Here is a 17950-nt window from a genome sequence, read left to right as displayed (position 1 = left end):
GCTTATCAGAAATCTTTTAGATAGAGACTCTCTAGTTTAGAGATCATCTGTTTTAATGCAAATCGCTCCTGTACACTTTTTATGCCATTTTCAATCAGTGTCTTCTGAAGGTTAGGGTCAGCTAGTATTTTTTTACATGCAGCTGTAATGGCATCACTATTCTTAAAAGGAACAACCAATGCGTTGTTGCCGTCCTGAATAAATTCTGCAGCTACCCCGGAAAGAGTAAAAACAGAAGGGATTCCTGCTACCAACGCTTCTACATAGGTTTGTCCAAATGCTTCAATATCTGTAGTAATAGATACATGAATAAAAATGTCAAAGATTTGATAGAGAGAAAACAAATCTTCTTCAAATGGGATCTCTGTGTAGCTATTAGATGGAAGTGTTTGTAATAATTGCTCAATCTCCTGTTTATAATTTCCATTGGCATTGGCCAGCACCAGATGGGCATTGGGATAGAAATCAAGCAATGCTTTAAATGCCGGAATAATATATTGGATACCTTTTAATTCAAAATACCTAGATATAACCCCAATTACGGGATACTTGCCTATCGTTCTATATTTATCCTTTAACTGAGTTATTTTCTCCTCTGAAGTCTCTCTGAACTTTTCCAATTCAAACCCATGATGGATTAGGGTAATCTTGTGTGGATCTACCTTCTCTTTTTCGATTAGCACTTGTTTTACATTTTCGCTAATAGCGATTATATCTGATGCCATCCAGTTAATGAAGCGATCATACCAAACTGCACGTGGGAAGTATTGGTGGTGAAATGTAGCATGATGTCTGGTAAAAATACGTTTTTGAATGCCTGCTAATCTTGCAGCGATAAGTCCCGCAATATTTGCATCAAATAGGTGACAGTGTATTATCTGTATTTGATTTTTTTTTAAGAATTGCCGAATTTGAGATATAGCTCCCGGCAAATCTTTTTTGCCATGATAGGAAATACGAATAAAAGGTGTTTTGTGCTCAGTAAGAAAACGTTCTAGCACAGAATCTCCTGGATTAAGCAGTATAAAACTTAGATCAAACTTTTCTTTGTCCAGATACTGGGCTATCCATTCGAAAGCTAATGCTTTATTAATATTCGACAGAATATAAGTAATTCGTATTTTTGACATTCTGTTTTTAGAAAATACTACTGAAATATTTACTGGTTTTTGCTGTATATCAAATTCATTTGCTTCCGTTTTACTACATAAGTCAGACAAATTCCAGCAGAAGCCGCCAGAAAAGGGTACGCAAAGCAGATAAAACGTATTTCAATTATCTTTACAAAGAACGGGAAAATCGAAATCCCATATATTACCACAAGAGCAAGAAAAATACTTTGAAGGTTTCTTTTTAGTATACATACTATCACTCCTCCTATACCTGCCAGTAAAATAAACCAGTAGAGAAATGATTGACTTAGCTTAACGAATATACTTACGAAATCTTTATTTTGCTTCATTTCTGCGAGTGATGGCATTGGGAGCTGGCCTGTACCACTATGCACCAGAAATATTTTTAATAGGCGGAAGTTGTTTAAAATATAAAAATCAAAAGGCTTCTCATGACGATAAGTATCTATATATCGAGTAAAAATCTGGTTCAGCTTTATTGCTTCGCTCTTTTCATTGGTTAGATCTGCGGAATTTGTATGTCGGCGTGTGCTTTTAAACATGGAAAGGTCTGATGAAAATACACCAAAGCGATTTCGATAGGCCAGAAATTTTTTCTTTGCCATTTGTAAGGAATCAATGTTGTATGCTGAGGTGTAGATATGAGGAGGAGGTGTATAACTCTTTTCTGCAAAGCCAGAATCAAAGAACCACGCTGCGAGTGTATTGTACTCATAAAAAATGCTATTATCGCCAACTGTATGTATCCAATGGTAGGCATGATATTCCACATCTTTAACAGGATCACCCGTACGATGTATCCATGAATTGTATTGGAAAGGTATCAAACGTCCCGAAACAAGATAATTGCGCACCAGCCAACTGGTTTCAATAATCCCGAATATAGAAACAAAGAAAATCATTGCTGCTATTATTTTCTGCTTTGTCATCAAAGTTTTGAGACGAACAACTACAAACAGTATAATCAATAGGAATAAAGGGGCTGCTGTTGGACGTATAAATGTACTTAACATGAGAAACAGACCAGCCCAGAAAAGCTTTATCAAAACATCCCGATAGGAACCAGGCAGGTAAAGAAGTTTAATAATTGAATAAAGAGAGAAAATAAGGAAACTTATAGCCAGGCTTTCGGATATAAGAAAACCATCGTACATACTTACAAAGGCAGATACTGCATATATGCCAAAAATACAATAGAACACGCCTGAAAACTTATAGATGTAGTAGCCTGTCATTGCAAGATAGTAGACAGAAATACCACTCAATAGAATCTGCAGGATGATAAGTAAATTTTTAGCTGTATGCTCATTGCTGAAAAGTCTGAACGCAAGATAAAAGATTCCATATCCTGGTGTTCGGATATATTGAGAGACTGGTTCATTAACATCTTCTATATAGCTACCAGACTTTAAAAAATTCTCAATAGGAAGAACATAGGACTTAGTTGCAAATGTTTCGATGTACAAACTTCCTGGTGAATGTTTCTCCACTCCTGTAGAGAAAAAATATAAGTAAAACATGGTTTTTATAATAATACCAATACTTATCCAGATGATTTTTTTTTCAGGAGCAGGAATTTTCATGCAGGTAACTAAAACGCATCAGACTAGTATGAAACTACTATTTATGCAGACCTCACTAGCTGAAAATTGAAAGATTATAGTAAAACATTTAATGTTGGTGCAAATAAAAGGATTTTCAGGTATATTTTTAACGTGTTCTTCTTACAACGTTTCAGTATGGTCTCACTATATATTTTAGTTTTTGTGAGAGGTGCAGCCTTCTTACGAAAAAGCCATGGATAACTAACTTATCCATGGCTTTTATATGTAGTTTGATAAATAAGTTAGATCACCTCTTAGTTCGATTTTTTTAACGATACCAAGTAGGCAACCAGATCTACCAGTTCCTGAGTAGTCATATTATCAGCTAGTCCTGAGGGCATCATCGAACTCTCCATTTGTTTGATAGAGGCAACTTTAGCCATCTTGTAGTTACTTACTATTCCTCCCGGCATTTTCAGTTGTAGATCTGTTTCTGTTTTGCTGGCAATGATACCTGCTATGGTACTACCATCTTTAAGCTTTATTTCATACCCTTCATAGCCAAAGCTGATACCAGCATCTGGGTGCATGATAGAGATATACTGAGCTTCTCTCGGCAACTTGCTACCAATCTCTGATAGCTTTGGACCAAAATCCATTCCTTCTCCTTTTACCTGATGGCAAACCGAACAATTGTTTTTAAAAACGGTAACACCATTTGTAGCATCCCCCTTCATAGTCAGCATCTGATCCAGTGCAGGATGTTTTTGTACTGTAGCTGTTTTTCCCAGATAGCTGGCCGCTTCAGTTCGCACACTTTTTCTCCAGGCTCCACTTACACTATTGACAAGAGAAGCTTTTAGTTCTTCAGGCACTTTGCCTTCTTTTAACAGTGTCAGTACCCGTTCTTCTCCATCCCAGCTATTGCCAATGCGGCCAGCTGCTTCTCTCCGGAGAGATAAAGAATTTTTAGCGTTAAAAGCCGTTGCTTCCAGAATTTGAAGAGATTCTTTACTACCTACTGATCGTAAGGCAGTCAACATACCCACAGCCTGTTTTTCATCTTTACCATTAATAATCTCCCTTACTTTACCGCCTCCATTTTGTTTTAACAGAAGCCCAGCAGCATCTCTGCCCAAACGATCACCATTTTTTTCCAGAGCCATTTTCAGTAAGCGATCATTTTCTTCTTCCAATTCGTATCTGCTTACTAGTTCCAGATATTCTTGTGTACCCTGCACAGATGTAAGTACCTTTCTAAGGGCATTCATTGCCGTTTCAGAACGACGAACAGAAGCAGGGTCCAGGTGATTGAGAGCTAATTTGTTAATCTGAGTCTGATCTGAATTACTGCCTTCCAGCATTTTCAACAATGCTATAGATTTAGCATTGACATCTGGAATGAAGTCAAATGCACGGAAATAACGCAATCGCAGACCAACATCTGTAGAAGACTCAGAGGCAAGTTTGGCAAGAAGAGGTACCGCCTGTCCTGTACGCGCACGCCAGATAATATCCCGATTGGCAGGGCTTGCTGCAACATCTGCATCTGTTCCCGCTACTTTTAACCACGCTGAAAAATAGCTGTCCCATTGTTTATCCGCACCAATGCCCAAAGCCTCCAGATACCAGCGGTCTTTTCCGTCATATTGTTGTGCCAGTTTTGCCCATAAGGCAGGTGCCTCTGCGCTGGAGTTATGATGGAGTGCAATCACACATTCTCTCCGAACCTGAGCATCCGGATCACTGACCAATTGTTTTACATATGGAATAATATCCAGTTTCAACTCACGGGCAGCACGTAACGCTGTAATTCGAATATCCGGATTGGCATCTTTTAATGCCATTTCTACATATCTTTTGCCTTTACCATCTATTTTGGTTAATAACCATAATGCCCTTGCCTGCATACGAGGATTCTGAGCATTTGCCTTATAATATTTGGAAAGTGCTTTTTCTGCCTTGGTACCCATGTTATGTATAGTATTCCATGCTTGATATCGCACAGACAGGTTTGGGTTTTCCAATGCTTTCAATGCGTCTTCTATTGTACTTAGATTATAAGTAGGGATCTTATAAGGTGTGTTGGATGGGGCAACTCTAAAAATCCGTCCACGATTCTGATCACCAGCCTGGTGTCCACCTACACCTGGATCATACCAGTCGGCAACTAATAATGAACCATCAGGTGCTACACATACATCAGATGGGCGGAACCATTGATCACGTACGCCTTCCATTATATTTATGATAGAAGCCTTGTAACCAGCACCATCTTTAGAGACAGGATACGAACGAACTACATTGGGACCTGCATCACAGTGAATCATCTGATTGCGGAAAGGTTCTGGAAGCAATGCGCCTTCGTATACCACCATTCCTGTAGGAGAGCCAGCACCTGTTTGTAACAGATTGGGAACTACGCCCGGGTCATTTAGGTGCCAGTGACGGCGAGGGATTTCTGGTTCAATGTTGGTACGATTAGCTTGCCATCCTGCCCCCGTTATCTCATCTGTATAACCATAGTTTCCATATTCCATTACATAATTAATACGAACACCTTTGTTGCCATCATCATCATTGTCTGATTGCCAGAGAGTACCATAGGAATCTACGGCTACTTCATAATTATTCCGGAAATTTTGTCCCAGTACCTCCAGATTTTTAAAGTCAGCATCACAACGGAATACTACGCCTTGTTTATAGTTTTTCACAGCAATCTCATTGCCTTCTATATCTTTGATAAATCGGTTTTCTTTATCCTTTAGCTGTTGTCCTTCATTTCCAAAGTTGAAATAGAATTTTCCATCAGGGCCAAATACAAAGGCATGCATACCATGATCATGTTGTTCTCCACTTATGCCTTCAAAAACAATCTCTTTTTTATCTGCTTTATCATCTCCATTCTCATCTGTAAACAAATAAACATACGGACTTTGGGAAACTAATACCTTATTACCCATTACCCAGATGCCCAATGGTGCATTAATTTCGGGTCCCTGGTAAAAGACCTTGCTAACATCCGATTTTCCATCACCATTGGTATCTTCCAGAATCATAATGCGGTCGCCTTCCTTGTGACTAGGATTACCATTGATGGCAGGCCTGTAGTTATACGCTTCACATACCCAGACACGTCCCTTTGCGTCTACATCTATATTGGTTGGGTTGGTGATAGTAGGTTCCGATGCAAACAAGGTAGCATCCAGGCCATCGGCTATTTTAAGGCCTAGTAATGCATTTTCAGGAAGTCGTTTCTGCCCATCGGTTAGCTGGCGATACAAGCTATCCAGTACAGTTTCTGGTGGTCGGGTGGTAGTATTTGTCTGATAGGCACTTGCAAACAGCAACATTCCTAACAAGCCAGCAGAAACACCATGAATTTTGGTGATTTTCATAAGTGATAACTAAGGATACAAAAGAGTGTATAAAAAGGTCAAAGAATCATAACCTGGATTCTACAAAGAGATGTAAATTTAATGTATTTTATTGCACATATTAAAGCATTAATGGGATTTGTTTAAGAGTTGCTAGCAAATAATTGTTTGTATGACAATAATAGACAATGTCTGAAGAGCAAGAGAATATAATTAGTTGCACTCTATTTTTCTTTTGTTCTCTTTCTGCCTTATTCACTCTTCTTAATTACCTTTGCCACATGACATTGAAAAATGATTTATTGCTACGGGCTGCCCGTGGTGAAAAAACAGAACGTACTCCTGTGTGGCTGATGCGCCAGGCAGGTCGTATCCTTGCTGAATACCGGGCTGTACGTGAAAAAGCAGGTAGTTTTATTGGCTTAGCTACTACTCCTGAGCTGGCAGCAGAGGTAACTATACAACCAGTTGATATTCTGGGAGTAGATGCAGCCATTATTTTTTCTGATATACTGGTGATTCCCGAAGCTATGGGATTACCTTATGAGATGGTAGAGAAAAGAGGCCCCTGGTTTCCAAATCCTGTACAGACTCAGGCTGATGTGGAAAGACTGAAAGTATCTGATGCAGAAACGGATCTGGGATATGTGCTGGAGGCTATCCGGATTACCAAACGTAATTTGAATAACCGGGTACCACTGATTGGATTTGCAGGTGCTCCATGGACGATATTTGCTTATATGATTGAAGGAAGTGGTTCCAAGACGTTTTCAAAAGCGAAACGGATGTTATATACTGATCCTCAATTATCACATGCACTGCTTCAAAAAATTACGGACAGTACTATTGCGTATCTGAAAGGCCAGATTATAGCAGGTGCTGATCTGATTCAGATCTTTGATTCATGGGCAGGCATTCTCAGTCCGGAACAATACCGTACCTTCTCACTACCATATCTGAAACAGATCTGTGTTGCTATTCAGGGAGTTCCAAAAACGGTTTTTGCCAAAGATGCATGGTTTGCCCGTGAAGAAATAGCCCAGCTGGAATGTGATACCATAGGATTAGACTGGACAATGGACCCGATAGAGTCCAGACAACTGGTAGGGCCCAACAAAACACTTCAGGGCAACCTTGATCCATGTGTATTGTATGCAGACTATCAGACAATAGAGAAAGAAGTGAAGAATATGCTGAAAGCTTTTGGCCCTCAACGTCATATTGCCAATCTGGGACATGGTGTTTATCCGGATACAGATCCGGATAAAGTCCGTTGTTTTATTGAAACAGTGAAAGAATATAGTCACTAATGAAAAAGCCCTGTTCGCAACAGGGTTTTTTCATTAAATGATCTTCCTTCCTAAAATAAGTTGACATAATTTATTAACTTATCAGGGAGAGCCAAAGAAAAAATGATAAACTAGAGATATTCATATGAACTCGTAATGTATGTTTGGTTTGCTAGATGAAAATATGTTTCTTTGAGCACTTCCTGTTTTATAAGCCAACGAATGAAGAGTATAACAGGATGCATATACTAAACTAAATTAAAACCACTGCCACTACCTATGAAAAGACATATTCCTAATATTTTTACATGTGGAAACTTGTTTTGTGGATGTGTTGGTATAGTTTCAGTTTTTAATAATGATCTCATTTTTGCTGCATACATGATTGGTCTGGCCTCAATACTTGATTTTGGGGATGGGTTTGCTGCTCGAATACTTAAATCACATTCTGCTATTGGTAAAGAACTAGACTCTTTGGCTGACTGTGTTACATTTGGGGTTTTGCCTGGTGTAATCTTATATAAGCTTTTGCAAAAAAGCCTTATGGGAGATGATTATAGCTTGGAATTGTTTGTTGTACTACCCTACATAGCGTTTTTGATTACCATATTCTCAGCGCTGAGACTTGCCAAGTTTAATGTAGATACCCGACAAACAGATTCATTTATAGGAGTACCTACTCCAGCCAATGCTTTGTTTGTTGGAGCATTGCCACTCATTTTATGGCAACATCCTCACTGGAACACCTATATCCTTAATCCGCTTGTATTATGTGGGTATGTATTGATAATGAGTTTTCTAATGACTTCAGAAATTCCTTTGTTCGCTTTAAAATTCAAAGATTTTTCTATAGCTAATAATAAAGTCCGTTACCTGTTCCTGTTTCTTTCTCTTGGTTTACTCATCTTCCTGCAATTCGCTGCACTTCCATTAATCATTGTTTTGTACATCCTACTTTCTTTAATTAAATTCTAAAACTCTATAAAAAATCACAGAAATGTTCTTTTTATAATACAGAGCCCTGTTTTAATCCTCTTTTTTTAACAAACCCATTACTTTTATTACTTATAAGAGTTTATTTCCAATTCGCAACCTTTTTTTTTGATTAATTAAGAAATATAATTCATTTTCAAATATTTAGTTTCTACTAGTTAGCATTTTACCCTATAAATCCATAAGCTTATTTATAACTCTGAAGCTTATTCCCTCAGTTTTAACGGGGCATAAAGGCAAAATTACAAGTTGAGGCTATATGCTTGTTTTACATTTTCATTCTTAGGCGTACTTATCTTCAAAGAAGCGAATCAAATCTCTTCGCTACAAGTATGTACTAGTGTTAAACAGATGTAAACAGATATTCTCATGCAGGAAAAATTGCTAATAATTCAGACAGAAAGCGCAGTTATAAAAACATTCGAGGCGGTTTTAGGAAGTGAATACAAGCTTATTGTAAAAAATGATGGCCTTGAAGCTATAGACTGGCTGGAAAAAGGAAACCACGCTGATCTGATTATTGCAGATGCAGGTATGCCTTACCTGAATAGTGTCGATTTTATTAAAGAATTACGTTCCAATATTGCCCATAGAAGTATCCCTATTTTGATATTGTCTGATCTCGATAAAGTCACAGAACGAAATCTATATATACATGCTGGTGCAACAGACTTTGCAATTAAGCCCTTATCCAAATCTCAGTTAAAACAACGTATACGCCAATTGCTTGGGAAATCTACCCTTGATTCTCAGGATGTCCTTCTGGCCAGTTAATTATATCATCACTTTGTCGTAACCAAAGAAGTAAGTGTCAGGTTGAATAACTTTGCACTTACTTTTTATATATAATCGGTGTGTTGACAAATTTTGTTCACTATCTATTTTCACAGCTATGAAAACTAGTATTGCTATTGCTCTTATCCTTATTACTTCTGTTGCCTGTACCTCTGTAGACCCTGCCCATAGTGGCAAAAAGTCTTATGCGGCCAAAGCGCCCAGAAATAAGTCTGCCTGGAAGTAATATCTTACATGTTCGATAATTGAGGAAGTCTTCCCTGTAAGCCTCCTGTGTGAATAGAGATAATGGTATCTCCTCGTTTAAACCTACCCTGGAGAATAAGATCTTCTATTCCTGCTAGCATCTTGGCCGTATAAACCTGGTCAATCAGAAAGTTATTTTCCTGTTCGAAACGATGAATGAAAGAAATTAATTCAGGAGTAGTTTTGGCATATCCACCAAAATGGTAGTTTGTTTCAAGCTGCCAGTTTCTAAAGGGTGGAATAGTTTTCCCCTCCTGTAAATAATACTGTGAGAGTAATTCCTGAATATCACTCTTCAGAAAGTCTCCTCCTTTTAACACAGGTATACCCAGGCAAATGTTTTTGTCATGCAAACCTGCAATTAAACCAGCTATAGTGCCCCCAGTCCCACAGGCACAACTAACATAATTAAAAGGAATATCTATTTCCTCAATGATTTCAGTGCAGCCTTTGACTGCCAATGCATTACTTCCGCCTTCGGGAATCATGTAAAATGAGTCATAGTGTTCCTGAATCTGTTTAAATAACTCAGATTTTTCCTTTAAACGATATTCCTCCCTAGGCCAAAGCTCCAGTTGCATATGACAACTTTGAGCAAATTGAAGCGTTGGAGACAACTGAGCGAATTCCTGACCCCGTATAATACCTATTGTTTCAAATCCAAATAAGGAACCCGCAGCAGCTACTGCATAGAGATGGTTGGAGTACGCTCCTCCAAATGTCAGTAGAGTTTTATACCCCTGTTCTTTCGCACATTGTAAATTGTATTTTAATTTTCTCCATTTATTCCCTGATATTTGTGGATCAATCCGGTCATCACGTTTGATCACCCATTGTACCCCAGCTTTTTCGGCCACAGAGCTATGAATAGGTTGAATGGGCGTAGGTGGTTTATAAAACAGATCTTCTGACATAACTTAGAGGTATTATAGAATAAATTGCAGTATACTAACTGCAAAGAAAGCTGATTTTTATGTTTGAGTTAGTAATCTATTTAATGAAGCAAAAAATATGAACAATGATTTTATTGAAAATAATGAGATCAACGAAGATGGAGATCTGTATGAACATTATCGTATTGTAGTAGATAAAGGACAGTCCTTATTACGGATAGATAAGTTTTTAATGGATCGTATTCCTAATGCTACACGTAATAAAGTACAACAGGGAATCGAAGCAGAGTCTGTTAAAGTCAATGATAAAGTTGTAAAATCCAGCTATAAGATTAAACCATTGGATGTAATTACTGTATCTCTGCCTGAACCTCCACGGGATACAGAAGTTATTCCAGAAAATATTCCATTGGATATAGTATATGAAGATGACGAAGTACTGGTGATTAATAAACCTGCTGGCATGGTAGTACACCCGGCATACCAGAACTGGACAGGCACATTAGTAAATGCGTTGGCCTATCATTTTCAAAATCTGCCCACTACACAAAATGGTGAAGGCAGACCAGGTCTGGTACATCGTATAGATAAAGATACTTCCGGTTTGATGGTGGTTGCCAAGACAGAGTTAGCAATGGCACATCTTGCGCGACAGTTTTATGACCATAGTATTGAGCGGACCTATTACGCAATGGTGTGGGGAGAAATGAATCCTCCACAAGGAATTGTAAATGTCAATTTGGGCCGCAGCCCTAAAGATCGACGTGTTGTAGCGGCATTTCCAGAAGGTGATATTGGTCGACATGCTATTACTCATTATAAAACCCTTAAGGCATTACGTTATATCTCACTAGTACAATGTAATCTGGAAACTGGACGTACCCATCAGATACGCGCCCATATGCAATATCTGGGACATCCTTTATTTAATGATGAAACTTATGGAGGAGACAGAATACTAAAGGGAACTACATTTACCAAATACAGGCAATTTGTTGAAAACTGTTTTAAACTTCTTCCACGTCAGGCACTTCATGCAAAATCATTAGGTTTTCAACATCCCAAAACCCGTCAGTGGATGCAGTTTGACAGCGAGCTTCCTGAAGACTTTTCGTCAGTTCTTGAAAAATGGGAGAAGTATGTAAATACCCAAGACTAATAGAACAGTGAAGTCGTATTAGTGGAATTGTATTTTAATAAAACAAAGAAACTTTTTCACTTTGACACTTGTTCAAGCTTAAGCTTTTTGTAAATACAAATACAAGTTTATACCTGATCTGACATACGGGCAACAGATTTTCTCTCTGGGAAAAAGGTGTAAAAGTTCTGATTTAAATTGCAGGAGTCTTATTCTTTGGCTACTTTGCATACATTTTCCATACAGGTCTAGACCCATTAGTGAATTCATTCTCAGTTGTTAACTTATAAAATTCCCTTTTCTAGTGATTATACTTGCTTTTTTCTTTGCTCACTGGTACATCTCACTATTTTGCCAGACGTTTTTTTTGCATCGGTATGCTGCGCATAAAATGTTTACCATGAATATGTTCTGGGAGAAGTTTTTCTATCTTCTTACCTATGTTTCTCAAGGATCTTCTTTCTTAAGTCCAAGAGGATATGCTATTCTGCACCGTATGCATCACGCTTATAGCGATACAGACAAAGATCCTCACTCGCCACATCATACTGAAAATGTCTTTACAATGATGTGGAAAACAAAGGATATTTATAATGATTACGTAAATTTTCGAAAAGATCCTGAACCACAATTTGATCGTAATTATCCTTATTGGAAGGCCTTGGAGAATATTGGAGACTCATGGCCTTCTCGCATTGCATGGGGTACATTTTATGTATTGGTCTACATTGCTGCCTTTATATGGTTGGATATGCATTGGGCATTTTTCTTCCTGCTACCTATCCATTTTCTGATGGGGCCCGTACATGGAGCTATTGTAAACTGGAGTGGTCACAAGTATGGTTATTCGAATTTTGATAATCACGATAAATCTAAAAATTCTCTGATAATGGATGTATTGATGATGGGAGAGTTATTTCAGAACAACCATCACAAGCTGCCTAATCGTCTGAATTTTGCTGCCAAGTGGTTTGAATTTGATCCAACTTATCCTATTATAAAAGTATTGAGCTGGTTAAATATTATTCAGCTCAAGCCTGTAAAAGTAAAAGCTTAATATATGAAAAAGCCCTGATAATTTCAGGGCTTTTTCATTACTAATATTTCATTTACACACGAATATAAATTTTCTTTCTGTCCAGTATCAGTCCTATAAACCAGAAGAAGAGTACATTTAGAATAGCAAATAGTAAAGATCCGTTATAATCACCAGCTATCGGTTGGAGTACGCCACTGTAAAGCCATCCGGACAGATTAGTATCTCCAACGGGAACCAATGACATAAGTTTGGGAACAATTCCTGACAAGACATAAATGAAAAGTGGATTCTTGCCAAAGATCACAAAGAAGTTAGTCCACCCTTTGTATCCTTTCAGATCAACCAGATAAATAACAACCCCCAGTAGTATCATTGCCAAGCCTGTAGTATGAAATACATAGGAACTGCTCCAGATAGGTTTGTTAATAGGAAATAACATATTCCAGCACAGGGCTATAAATATAGCTAAGCTGCCAAATACAAACAGGTTGGAAAGCATTTCGTATGTGTTACCTTTTTCTTTGATAAACCGACCTACCAAAAAACCAAATATCACAGATGCTATTGCAGGTATAAAGCTAAGCAGTCCTTCCGGATCAAACGCAATGTTTTGTTTCAGGACTTCGCTGTAATACCCATGGTACAAATGATCTTCGCCTAGCAGCCATTTATCCAGTTTCAACACTGCATTACCTTCCAGTGTTAGGTCGCCAAAGCTGAGTAAAATAATCCAGTAACCAATCAGGAGTCCGCAAGCTATAGCAAAGGATTGTTTGGGTTTAAAAAATGCAACAACCAATGCTCCGCCCATGTAGGCAAGTGCAATTCGCTGTAATACCCCGAAAATCCGGAGTTTGTCAAACGTTTTGAAAACCCATTCTCCATCCTGTAATTTGAAAAACGGAAACCAGTTCAGTAGCAGTCCTATCCCGAAAATCAGCAGAGTACGTGTAAAGATTTTTTGCAGCACTTTACCTGTACCTTCTGACACATATTTTCCAATAGCAAAACTCAGGGCATTGCCTACAGCAAACAAAAAGAACGGAAAAACCAAATCAGTTGGCGTACAGCCATTCCAGGATGCATGTCTCAATGGGGCATATACATATTCCCAGCTTCCGGGATTATTGACGAGAATCATTCCGGCAACAGTCATACCACGAAATACATCGAGAGAGAGAAATCGCGGAGAAGACGGTTTGTTTATTAAGGTTTCAGAAGTAGAAATAAGGGTTTGCATAAATAGTAAGTTTTTTCAATTCGAAAATTTACTACTTTCTACATTGTTTTCCCTATCCTTTCTGAAATTTTAGCGGTTTCTCAAGGGAAATATTGTACTTATAGTAGGAGCGATATCTTGTAAGGTATGTTTTTCCACTTTTGCGAGGAAAATTTTTTGTTTTTCACTATGACCATAGATCTCATTCCATTCGAGCCATCGATCATTGCCAAGCACTATATAGTTCACCTCTGTAATCCATAATCCTGCTGCTGCTGGCATACCGGGATCTGTGCAAATGTGAAGATCTGTCAGACCGCCGTCTGTATTGGAGATAGTAAGTGTATGAATCTGCATCAGTTGAGGAGTTTAACTTGATTAACACAAAACGTATACTCTATCTTTATATCTAGGTGAAGTGGCGGATAACAATTATACGTATAGTTGAATATATAGTTTTAATTTTGGTAGAAATAAAGTCAATCCTTTGGCATTTACAAAACTATTCATCTGCTTTATACGTATATTACCCATAATCATACACAAGTTCTGAGAGCTTAATGTGGTCGTAAACTATAAGGAAATGCCTTTATTTCATCAGTAAGCCCTTTTTAGCTCCTATTATCAGATATTATTAGGTCAAAAAGCAACAATATATTTTACTCTTAGACTGATATTTTTGAACATAAGCCAGATAATTTTTGATTTTTTTAAAAATATATGGCGATAAAGACATACCTTGTAGATAAATTCTTCGTTAAGAATACAACCACTATCTATTAAAATTTAATTCTTCTTTATCTTTTAGGTTTAACTCGGTTTCATGCCCAAAGTCACATTCAGTCGTAAAAACACTAGTTTCTATCGTGCCCTCCAATCATCTGTTGATCAGTATTTTTCTGAAAACAATCTTAAAAAAAATGGAAACTGGAGGCTTTACCTAAAAACGGCAGTGTTAATTCCTTCTGCAATAATTTTGTACTTACTATTGCTGACTGTTCCAATGTCTATTTTGCCAGGCATAGCCTTGAGCGCTTTGCTGGGGTTTGTTCTGGCAAGTATTGGATTCAATGTTATGCATGATGCCTGCCATGGAAGTTATTCAAGCAAAAAATGGGTGAATGATCTTTTAGGGCTAACACTAAATGCTTTAGGAGGTAACGCTTTTATCTGGAAGTTCAAGCACAACATTGTACACCATACCTATACCAATGTAGATGGTGTAGATGATGATATTGCCAAAAGCCCCTTAATGCGTCAATGTCAGACGCAGACCTGGGTTCCGGCACATCGTTTCCAACACTTTTATGTGTTTTTGGTCTATGCAATCAGTTCGTTTGCCTGGATATTTCTGATGGATTTTAATAAATACTTCAAACAGAAAGTATTTACTACTCCACTCCAAAAAATGGATAGAAATGAACATATCATTTTCTGGGTAAGTAAAGTCCTTTATGCTATATTCTATATAGCTGTTCCTGTATATTTAGTGGGTTGGCAAGCCTGGGCCATCGGATTTGCTTTCATGCATATCACTATGGGACTTACATTGGCGGTAGTATTTCAATTAGCTCACGTTGTTGAACATACAGAGTTTGAATTTGCAGGTATTGAGCCTCTTCAAATAGAGAATGAGTGGGCTGTACATCAGATTCGTACAACTGCAAACTTTGCAAGAGGTAATAAGATTATATCCTGGTTTGTGGGTGGATTAAATTATCAGGTAGAACACCATTTATTTCCTCGTATTAGTCACATACATTATCCGGCAATTAGTCATATTGTGAAAGCAACTTGTGAGGAGTATAACTTACCTTATCATGAGTTTTCTACTATGAGTGGCGCACTGGTTTCACATGTTCGCATGATGAAAGAACTTGGAAAACAACCAGCACCTGTATTAGTTTAATAAAGTCCTGTAATACAAATGCCTTCCAAAAGTATGTATTTTTGGAAGGCATTTGTATTTACTATGCTCTGAAAAGACTCTGCTATGTAGTTACTTGCAAACATAGATTCCAGAAGTGTAAGAAGGATTAACACCATTTGTCAATTTGGTAATAACGCCATTCTTCCAATAGGCTGCAGTAGCTAGTTTGCCATATGGAGATACATAGCCACCTATATAGACATCATCATCAAAAATGTAAATAGAGTTAGTTACTGTATAATTGTCTCCATCTCTGATGTCGATGCCTTGTCCGTTTTTCCAGTATTTTCCCTGATACGCATTTCCATTCCATTCACCTCCTACCACATACACATCCAAACCTGATACAAAGATTCCATAAGCAATTGTTTTTGGTTCGCTATCGGTCACCTTTACCTTTTCTCCATTTTTCCAATAGCTGATTCCACTCCTGGAATCATTGACCAGTATATAGACATCATTATTTACAATAGTTACGGCCTGTGCATAAGCACTACTTGAACCATCTGTCAGATTTACAACTTTTCCATTCTTCCAGTATTTAGCTATACTATTTGGTCCAATTCGTTCGTAACCCACTGTATACACATTTCCACCTTCCACACAAACAGAAGTAGCTTCTGCATCTTTACTGCCATCTGTAAGGTCAACAGGTATTCCATTTTTCCAGTATTTAGCTATAAGATGTGATCCATTCCATTCACTGCCTGCTACATACACATTTTTATCAAACACAAAAATGGAATTGGCTATGGAAAGAATCTCATTAATATATGAAGTTGTTTCTTTGGTAAGGTTAACAGCCAGTTGATTCTTCCAATATTTTGCAGCTATATTGGGTCCTGTAGGGCCTTGTCCTGCTATATATACTTCATACTCATCTACAAACAAAGACAAACCAATACCATCTGTATCTGTGTCCATAGGAAATTCTATTCCATCTCTCCAATATTTTACCTGGGAGCTATTACCTATCTGTACAGTGCCCCCAACATATACAATAGGTTCTATTTTCATTACAGATTCATCATCCTTTTTGCAGGAAGCTGCCGATAGAGCCAGAAGAAGAACGACTACTCTTACAGACAATTTTATCATACTAACTTTTGGTATTGGTGGGTATTTCATAAATGTCATTCATTAAAAATACGATATAAAAATGGATAGTCCTCATGAAGTCTGATAATAGAATACACAGATCTTCATTTGACCCAATGGTATTGGTATAATGGATAGAGGCTATTATATAATGTGAAGAGTTTTATTATAGAAGAGTTTTATTATAAATGGAAAAGTGAGGCCGATGTAGTATCACAGGCTACATCAACCTCACTTTTTAAAATATAACTATTAAACTAGCTTTCTATTTTTTCACAACTCCTCTGTTTTTGAGCCAGTCTTTAAGTCGGTCTGTCCAGGTTGCCAGAATAGGGTTGTTAGGTGCTTTGCCTACGCCATTTGCCATACCATAACCATGTCCACCCTTTTCATATATATGTAGTTCGGCAGGGACTTTTGCTTTACGTAAACCCATGTAGAATAAGACTGCATTGTCTGCAAGTACCGGATCATCGTCTGTATACATCAGAAAGGTAGGAGGGGTAAAGCTGGTCACATGGTTTTCAGTAGACATATATTCGGCCAGTGTTGAATCCAAGTCCGGACCAATCTGCATATCTCTTGATCCACGGTGGGTATAAGGGGTTGCGAAGGAGATAACCGGATAAATCAGCATTAGAAAGCTGGGACGTGAAGAAGTTTTGTCCAATACGTTTTTGGCTTTGGAATTGCCATTATCAAAGTGTGTACCCAGCATAGAAGCCAGGTGCCCACCTGCTGAAAAACCCATTAACCCAATCTTATCAGGATCGATACTCCACTCTTTAGCCCGGCTACGTATGGTTCGCATGGCTCTGGTCGCATCATGGAAAGCATGTGGGTATCCGTACTTTTTGTGCTCTGCATTGTTAACCCGATACCGGAGTACAAAAGCTGTGATGCCCATTTGATTAAACCAGCGGGCAAAGTCATAGCCTTCATGCTCCATGGCACGATTAATATAACCGCCTCCGGGGCAGATTAGCACTGCTGCCCCGGTAGCTGTTTCTTTGGGAGCGGGAAAGGGATAAATGGCTGGCTTGTCTTCATCAGTATCTCCCAAGGCTCCCGGAGCGCCTTCAGGCCAGAGTAGTATGGGTTCAGGAACTGTAGCTGACACGGTTATAGCAGGAGTTTGAGCAAAAAGCGTAGTGGTCAAAATACATAAAAAAGATAAACTGATAAAATGTTTTAGTTGCATACGTTCATCAGGTGTAAATATGATCTGATAGATTGGATAGGAGGCAAAAGATACA

General features: G+C 38.1%; 15 protein-coding genes. 7 read left to right on the top strand and 8 right to left on the bottom strand.

Annotation, left to right across the window (positions count from 1 at the left end):
- Positions 1–5: 5 nt before the first annotated feature.
- The 3 genes from QNI22_RS32695 to QNI22_RS32685 form a co-directional block, all read right to left on the bottom strand.
- Complete coding sequence (locus QNI22_RS32695) at positions 6–1130, bottom strand: glycosyltransferase family 4 protein (protein WP_314517576.1); 1125 nt, start codon at positions 1128–1130, stop codon at positions 6–8.
- 29 nt (positions 1131–1159) lie between these two features.
- A complete protein-coding gene (locus QNI22_RS32690) occupies positions 1160–2653 on the bottom strand; it encodes a hypothetical protein (protein ID WP_314517575.1) in 1494 nt (497 codons plus the stop codon).
- Between the two features lie 338 nt (positions 2654–2991).
- Positions 2992–6075, bottom strand: coding sequence for a PVC-type heme-binding CxxCH protein (locus tag QNI22_RS32685; RefSeq protein WP_314517574.1), 3084 nt, complete (start codon positions 6073–6075; stop codon positions 2992–2994).
- Positions 6076–6335: 260 nt separating this feature from the next.
- On the opposite strand from QNI22_RS32685, the gene hemE reads away from it, so the two are divergent.
- From hemE to QNI22_RS32665, 4 genes are all read left to right on the top strand, one after another.
- Complete coding sequence (hemE, locus tag QNI22_RS32680; RefSeq protein ID WP_314517572.1) at positions 6336–7364, top strand: uroporphyrinogen decarboxylase; 1029 nt, start codon at positions 6336–6338, stop codon at positions 7362–7364.
- Between the two features lie 258 nt (positions 7365–7622).
- On the top strand, positions 7623–8318 hold the full coding sequence (gene pssA / locus QNI22_RS32675; protein ID WP_314517571.1) for a CDP-diacylglycerol--serine O-phosphatidyltransferase: 696 nt from the start codon (positions 7623–7625) through the stop codon (positions 8316–8318).
- Positions 8319–8705: 387 nt separating this feature from the next.
- Complete coding sequence (locus tag QNI22_RS32670) at positions 8706–9110, top strand: response regulator (protein WP_314517569.1); 405 nt, start codon at positions 8706–8708, stop codon at positions 9108–9110.
- Positions 9111–9228: 118 nt separating this feature from the next.
- A complete protein-coding gene (locus QNI22_RS32665) occupies positions 9229–9357 on the top strand; it encodes a hypothetical protein (protein ID WP_314517567.1) in 129 nt (42 codons plus the stop codon).
- A 4-nt stretch (positions 9358–9361) separates the two neighbouring features.
- On the opposite strand, the gene QNI22_RS32660 is transcribed toward QNI22_RS32665, so the two are convergent.
- On the bottom strand, positions 9362–10291 hold the full coding sequence (locus QNI22_RS32660) for a 1-aminocyclopropane-1-carboxylate deaminase/D-cysteine desulfhydrase (protein ID WP_314517566.1): 930 nt from the start codon (positions 10289–10291) through the stop codon (positions 9362–9364).
- Positions 10292–10388: 97 nt separating this feature from the next.
- On the opposite strand from QNI22_RS32660, the gene QNI22_RS32655 reads away from it, so the two are divergent.
- Both QNI22_RS32655 and QNI22_RS32650 read left to right on the top strand, forming a co-directional pair.
- Positions 10389–11429, top strand: coding sequence for an RluA family pseudouridine synthase (locus QNI22_RS32655; RefSeq protein ID WP_314517564.1), 1041 nt, complete (start codon positions 10389–10391; stop codon positions 11427–11429).
- 283 nt (positions 11430–11712) lie between these two features.
- Positions 11713–12465 (top strand): acyl-CoA desaturase, encoded by a 753-nt coding sequence (locus QNI22_RS32650; RefSeq protein ID WP_314517563.1) that lies wholly within the window; start codon positions 11713–11715, stop codon positions 12463–12465.
- A gap of 52 nt (positions 12466–12517) precedes the next feature.
- Here QNI22_RS32650 and QNI22_RS32645 read toward each other — a convergent pair whose 3' ends face one another.
- A complete protein-coding gene (locus QNI22_RS32645; RefSeq protein WP_314517560.1) occupies positions 12518–13687 on the bottom strand; it encodes an acyltransferase family protein in 1170 nt (389 codons plus the stop codon).
- A gap of 69 nt (positions 13688–13756) precedes the next feature.
- Positions 13757–14023, bottom strand: a complete 267-nt coding sequence (locus QNI22_RS32640; protein ID WP_314517557.1) for a hypothetical protein — start codon at positions 14021–14023, stop codon at positions 13757–13759.
- Between the two features lie 466 nt (positions 14024–14489).
- Between QNI22_RS32640 and QNI22_RS32635 the strand changes: the two genes are divergently transcribed.
- Positions 14490–15575: a fatty acid desaturase family protein gene (locus QNI22_RS32635; RefSeq protein WP_314517554.1), complete on the top strand. Its 1086-nt coding sequence runs from the start codon at positions 14490–14492 to the stop codon at positions 15573–15575.
- Between the two features lie 90 nt (positions 15576–15665).
- Here the strand turns inward: QNI22_RS32635 and QNI22_RS32630 are convergent, their stop codons facing one another.
- Both QNI22_RS32630 and QNI22_RS32625 read right to left on the bottom strand, forming a co-directional pair.
- Positions 15666–16694 carry a hypothetical protein gene (locus tag QNI22_RS32630; RefSeq protein ID WP_314517552.1) on the bottom strand — a complete coding sequence of 343 codons (1029 nt, stop codon included), beginning with the start codon at positions 16692–16694 and terminating at the stop codon, positions 15666–15668.
- Positions 16695–16959: 265 nt separating this feature from the next.
- Positions 16960–17895, bottom strand: coding sequence for an alpha/beta hydrolase (locus QNI22_RS32625; protein ID WP_314517550.1), 936 nt, complete (start codon positions 17893–17895; stop codon positions 16960–16962).
- Between the last annotated feature and the right edge of the window lie 55 nt (positions 17896–17950).

It is taken from the genome of Xanthocytophaga agilis (assembly GCF_030068605.1).
In the GTDB taxonomy this organism is placed as follows: domain Bacteria; phylum Bacteroidota; class Bacteroidia; order Cytophagales; family 172606-1; genus Xanthocytophaga; species Xanthocytophaga agilis.
The sequence above is the reverse complement of the archived record's forward strand: the minus strand, read 5'-3'. Positions and strand labels throughout refer to the sequence as shown.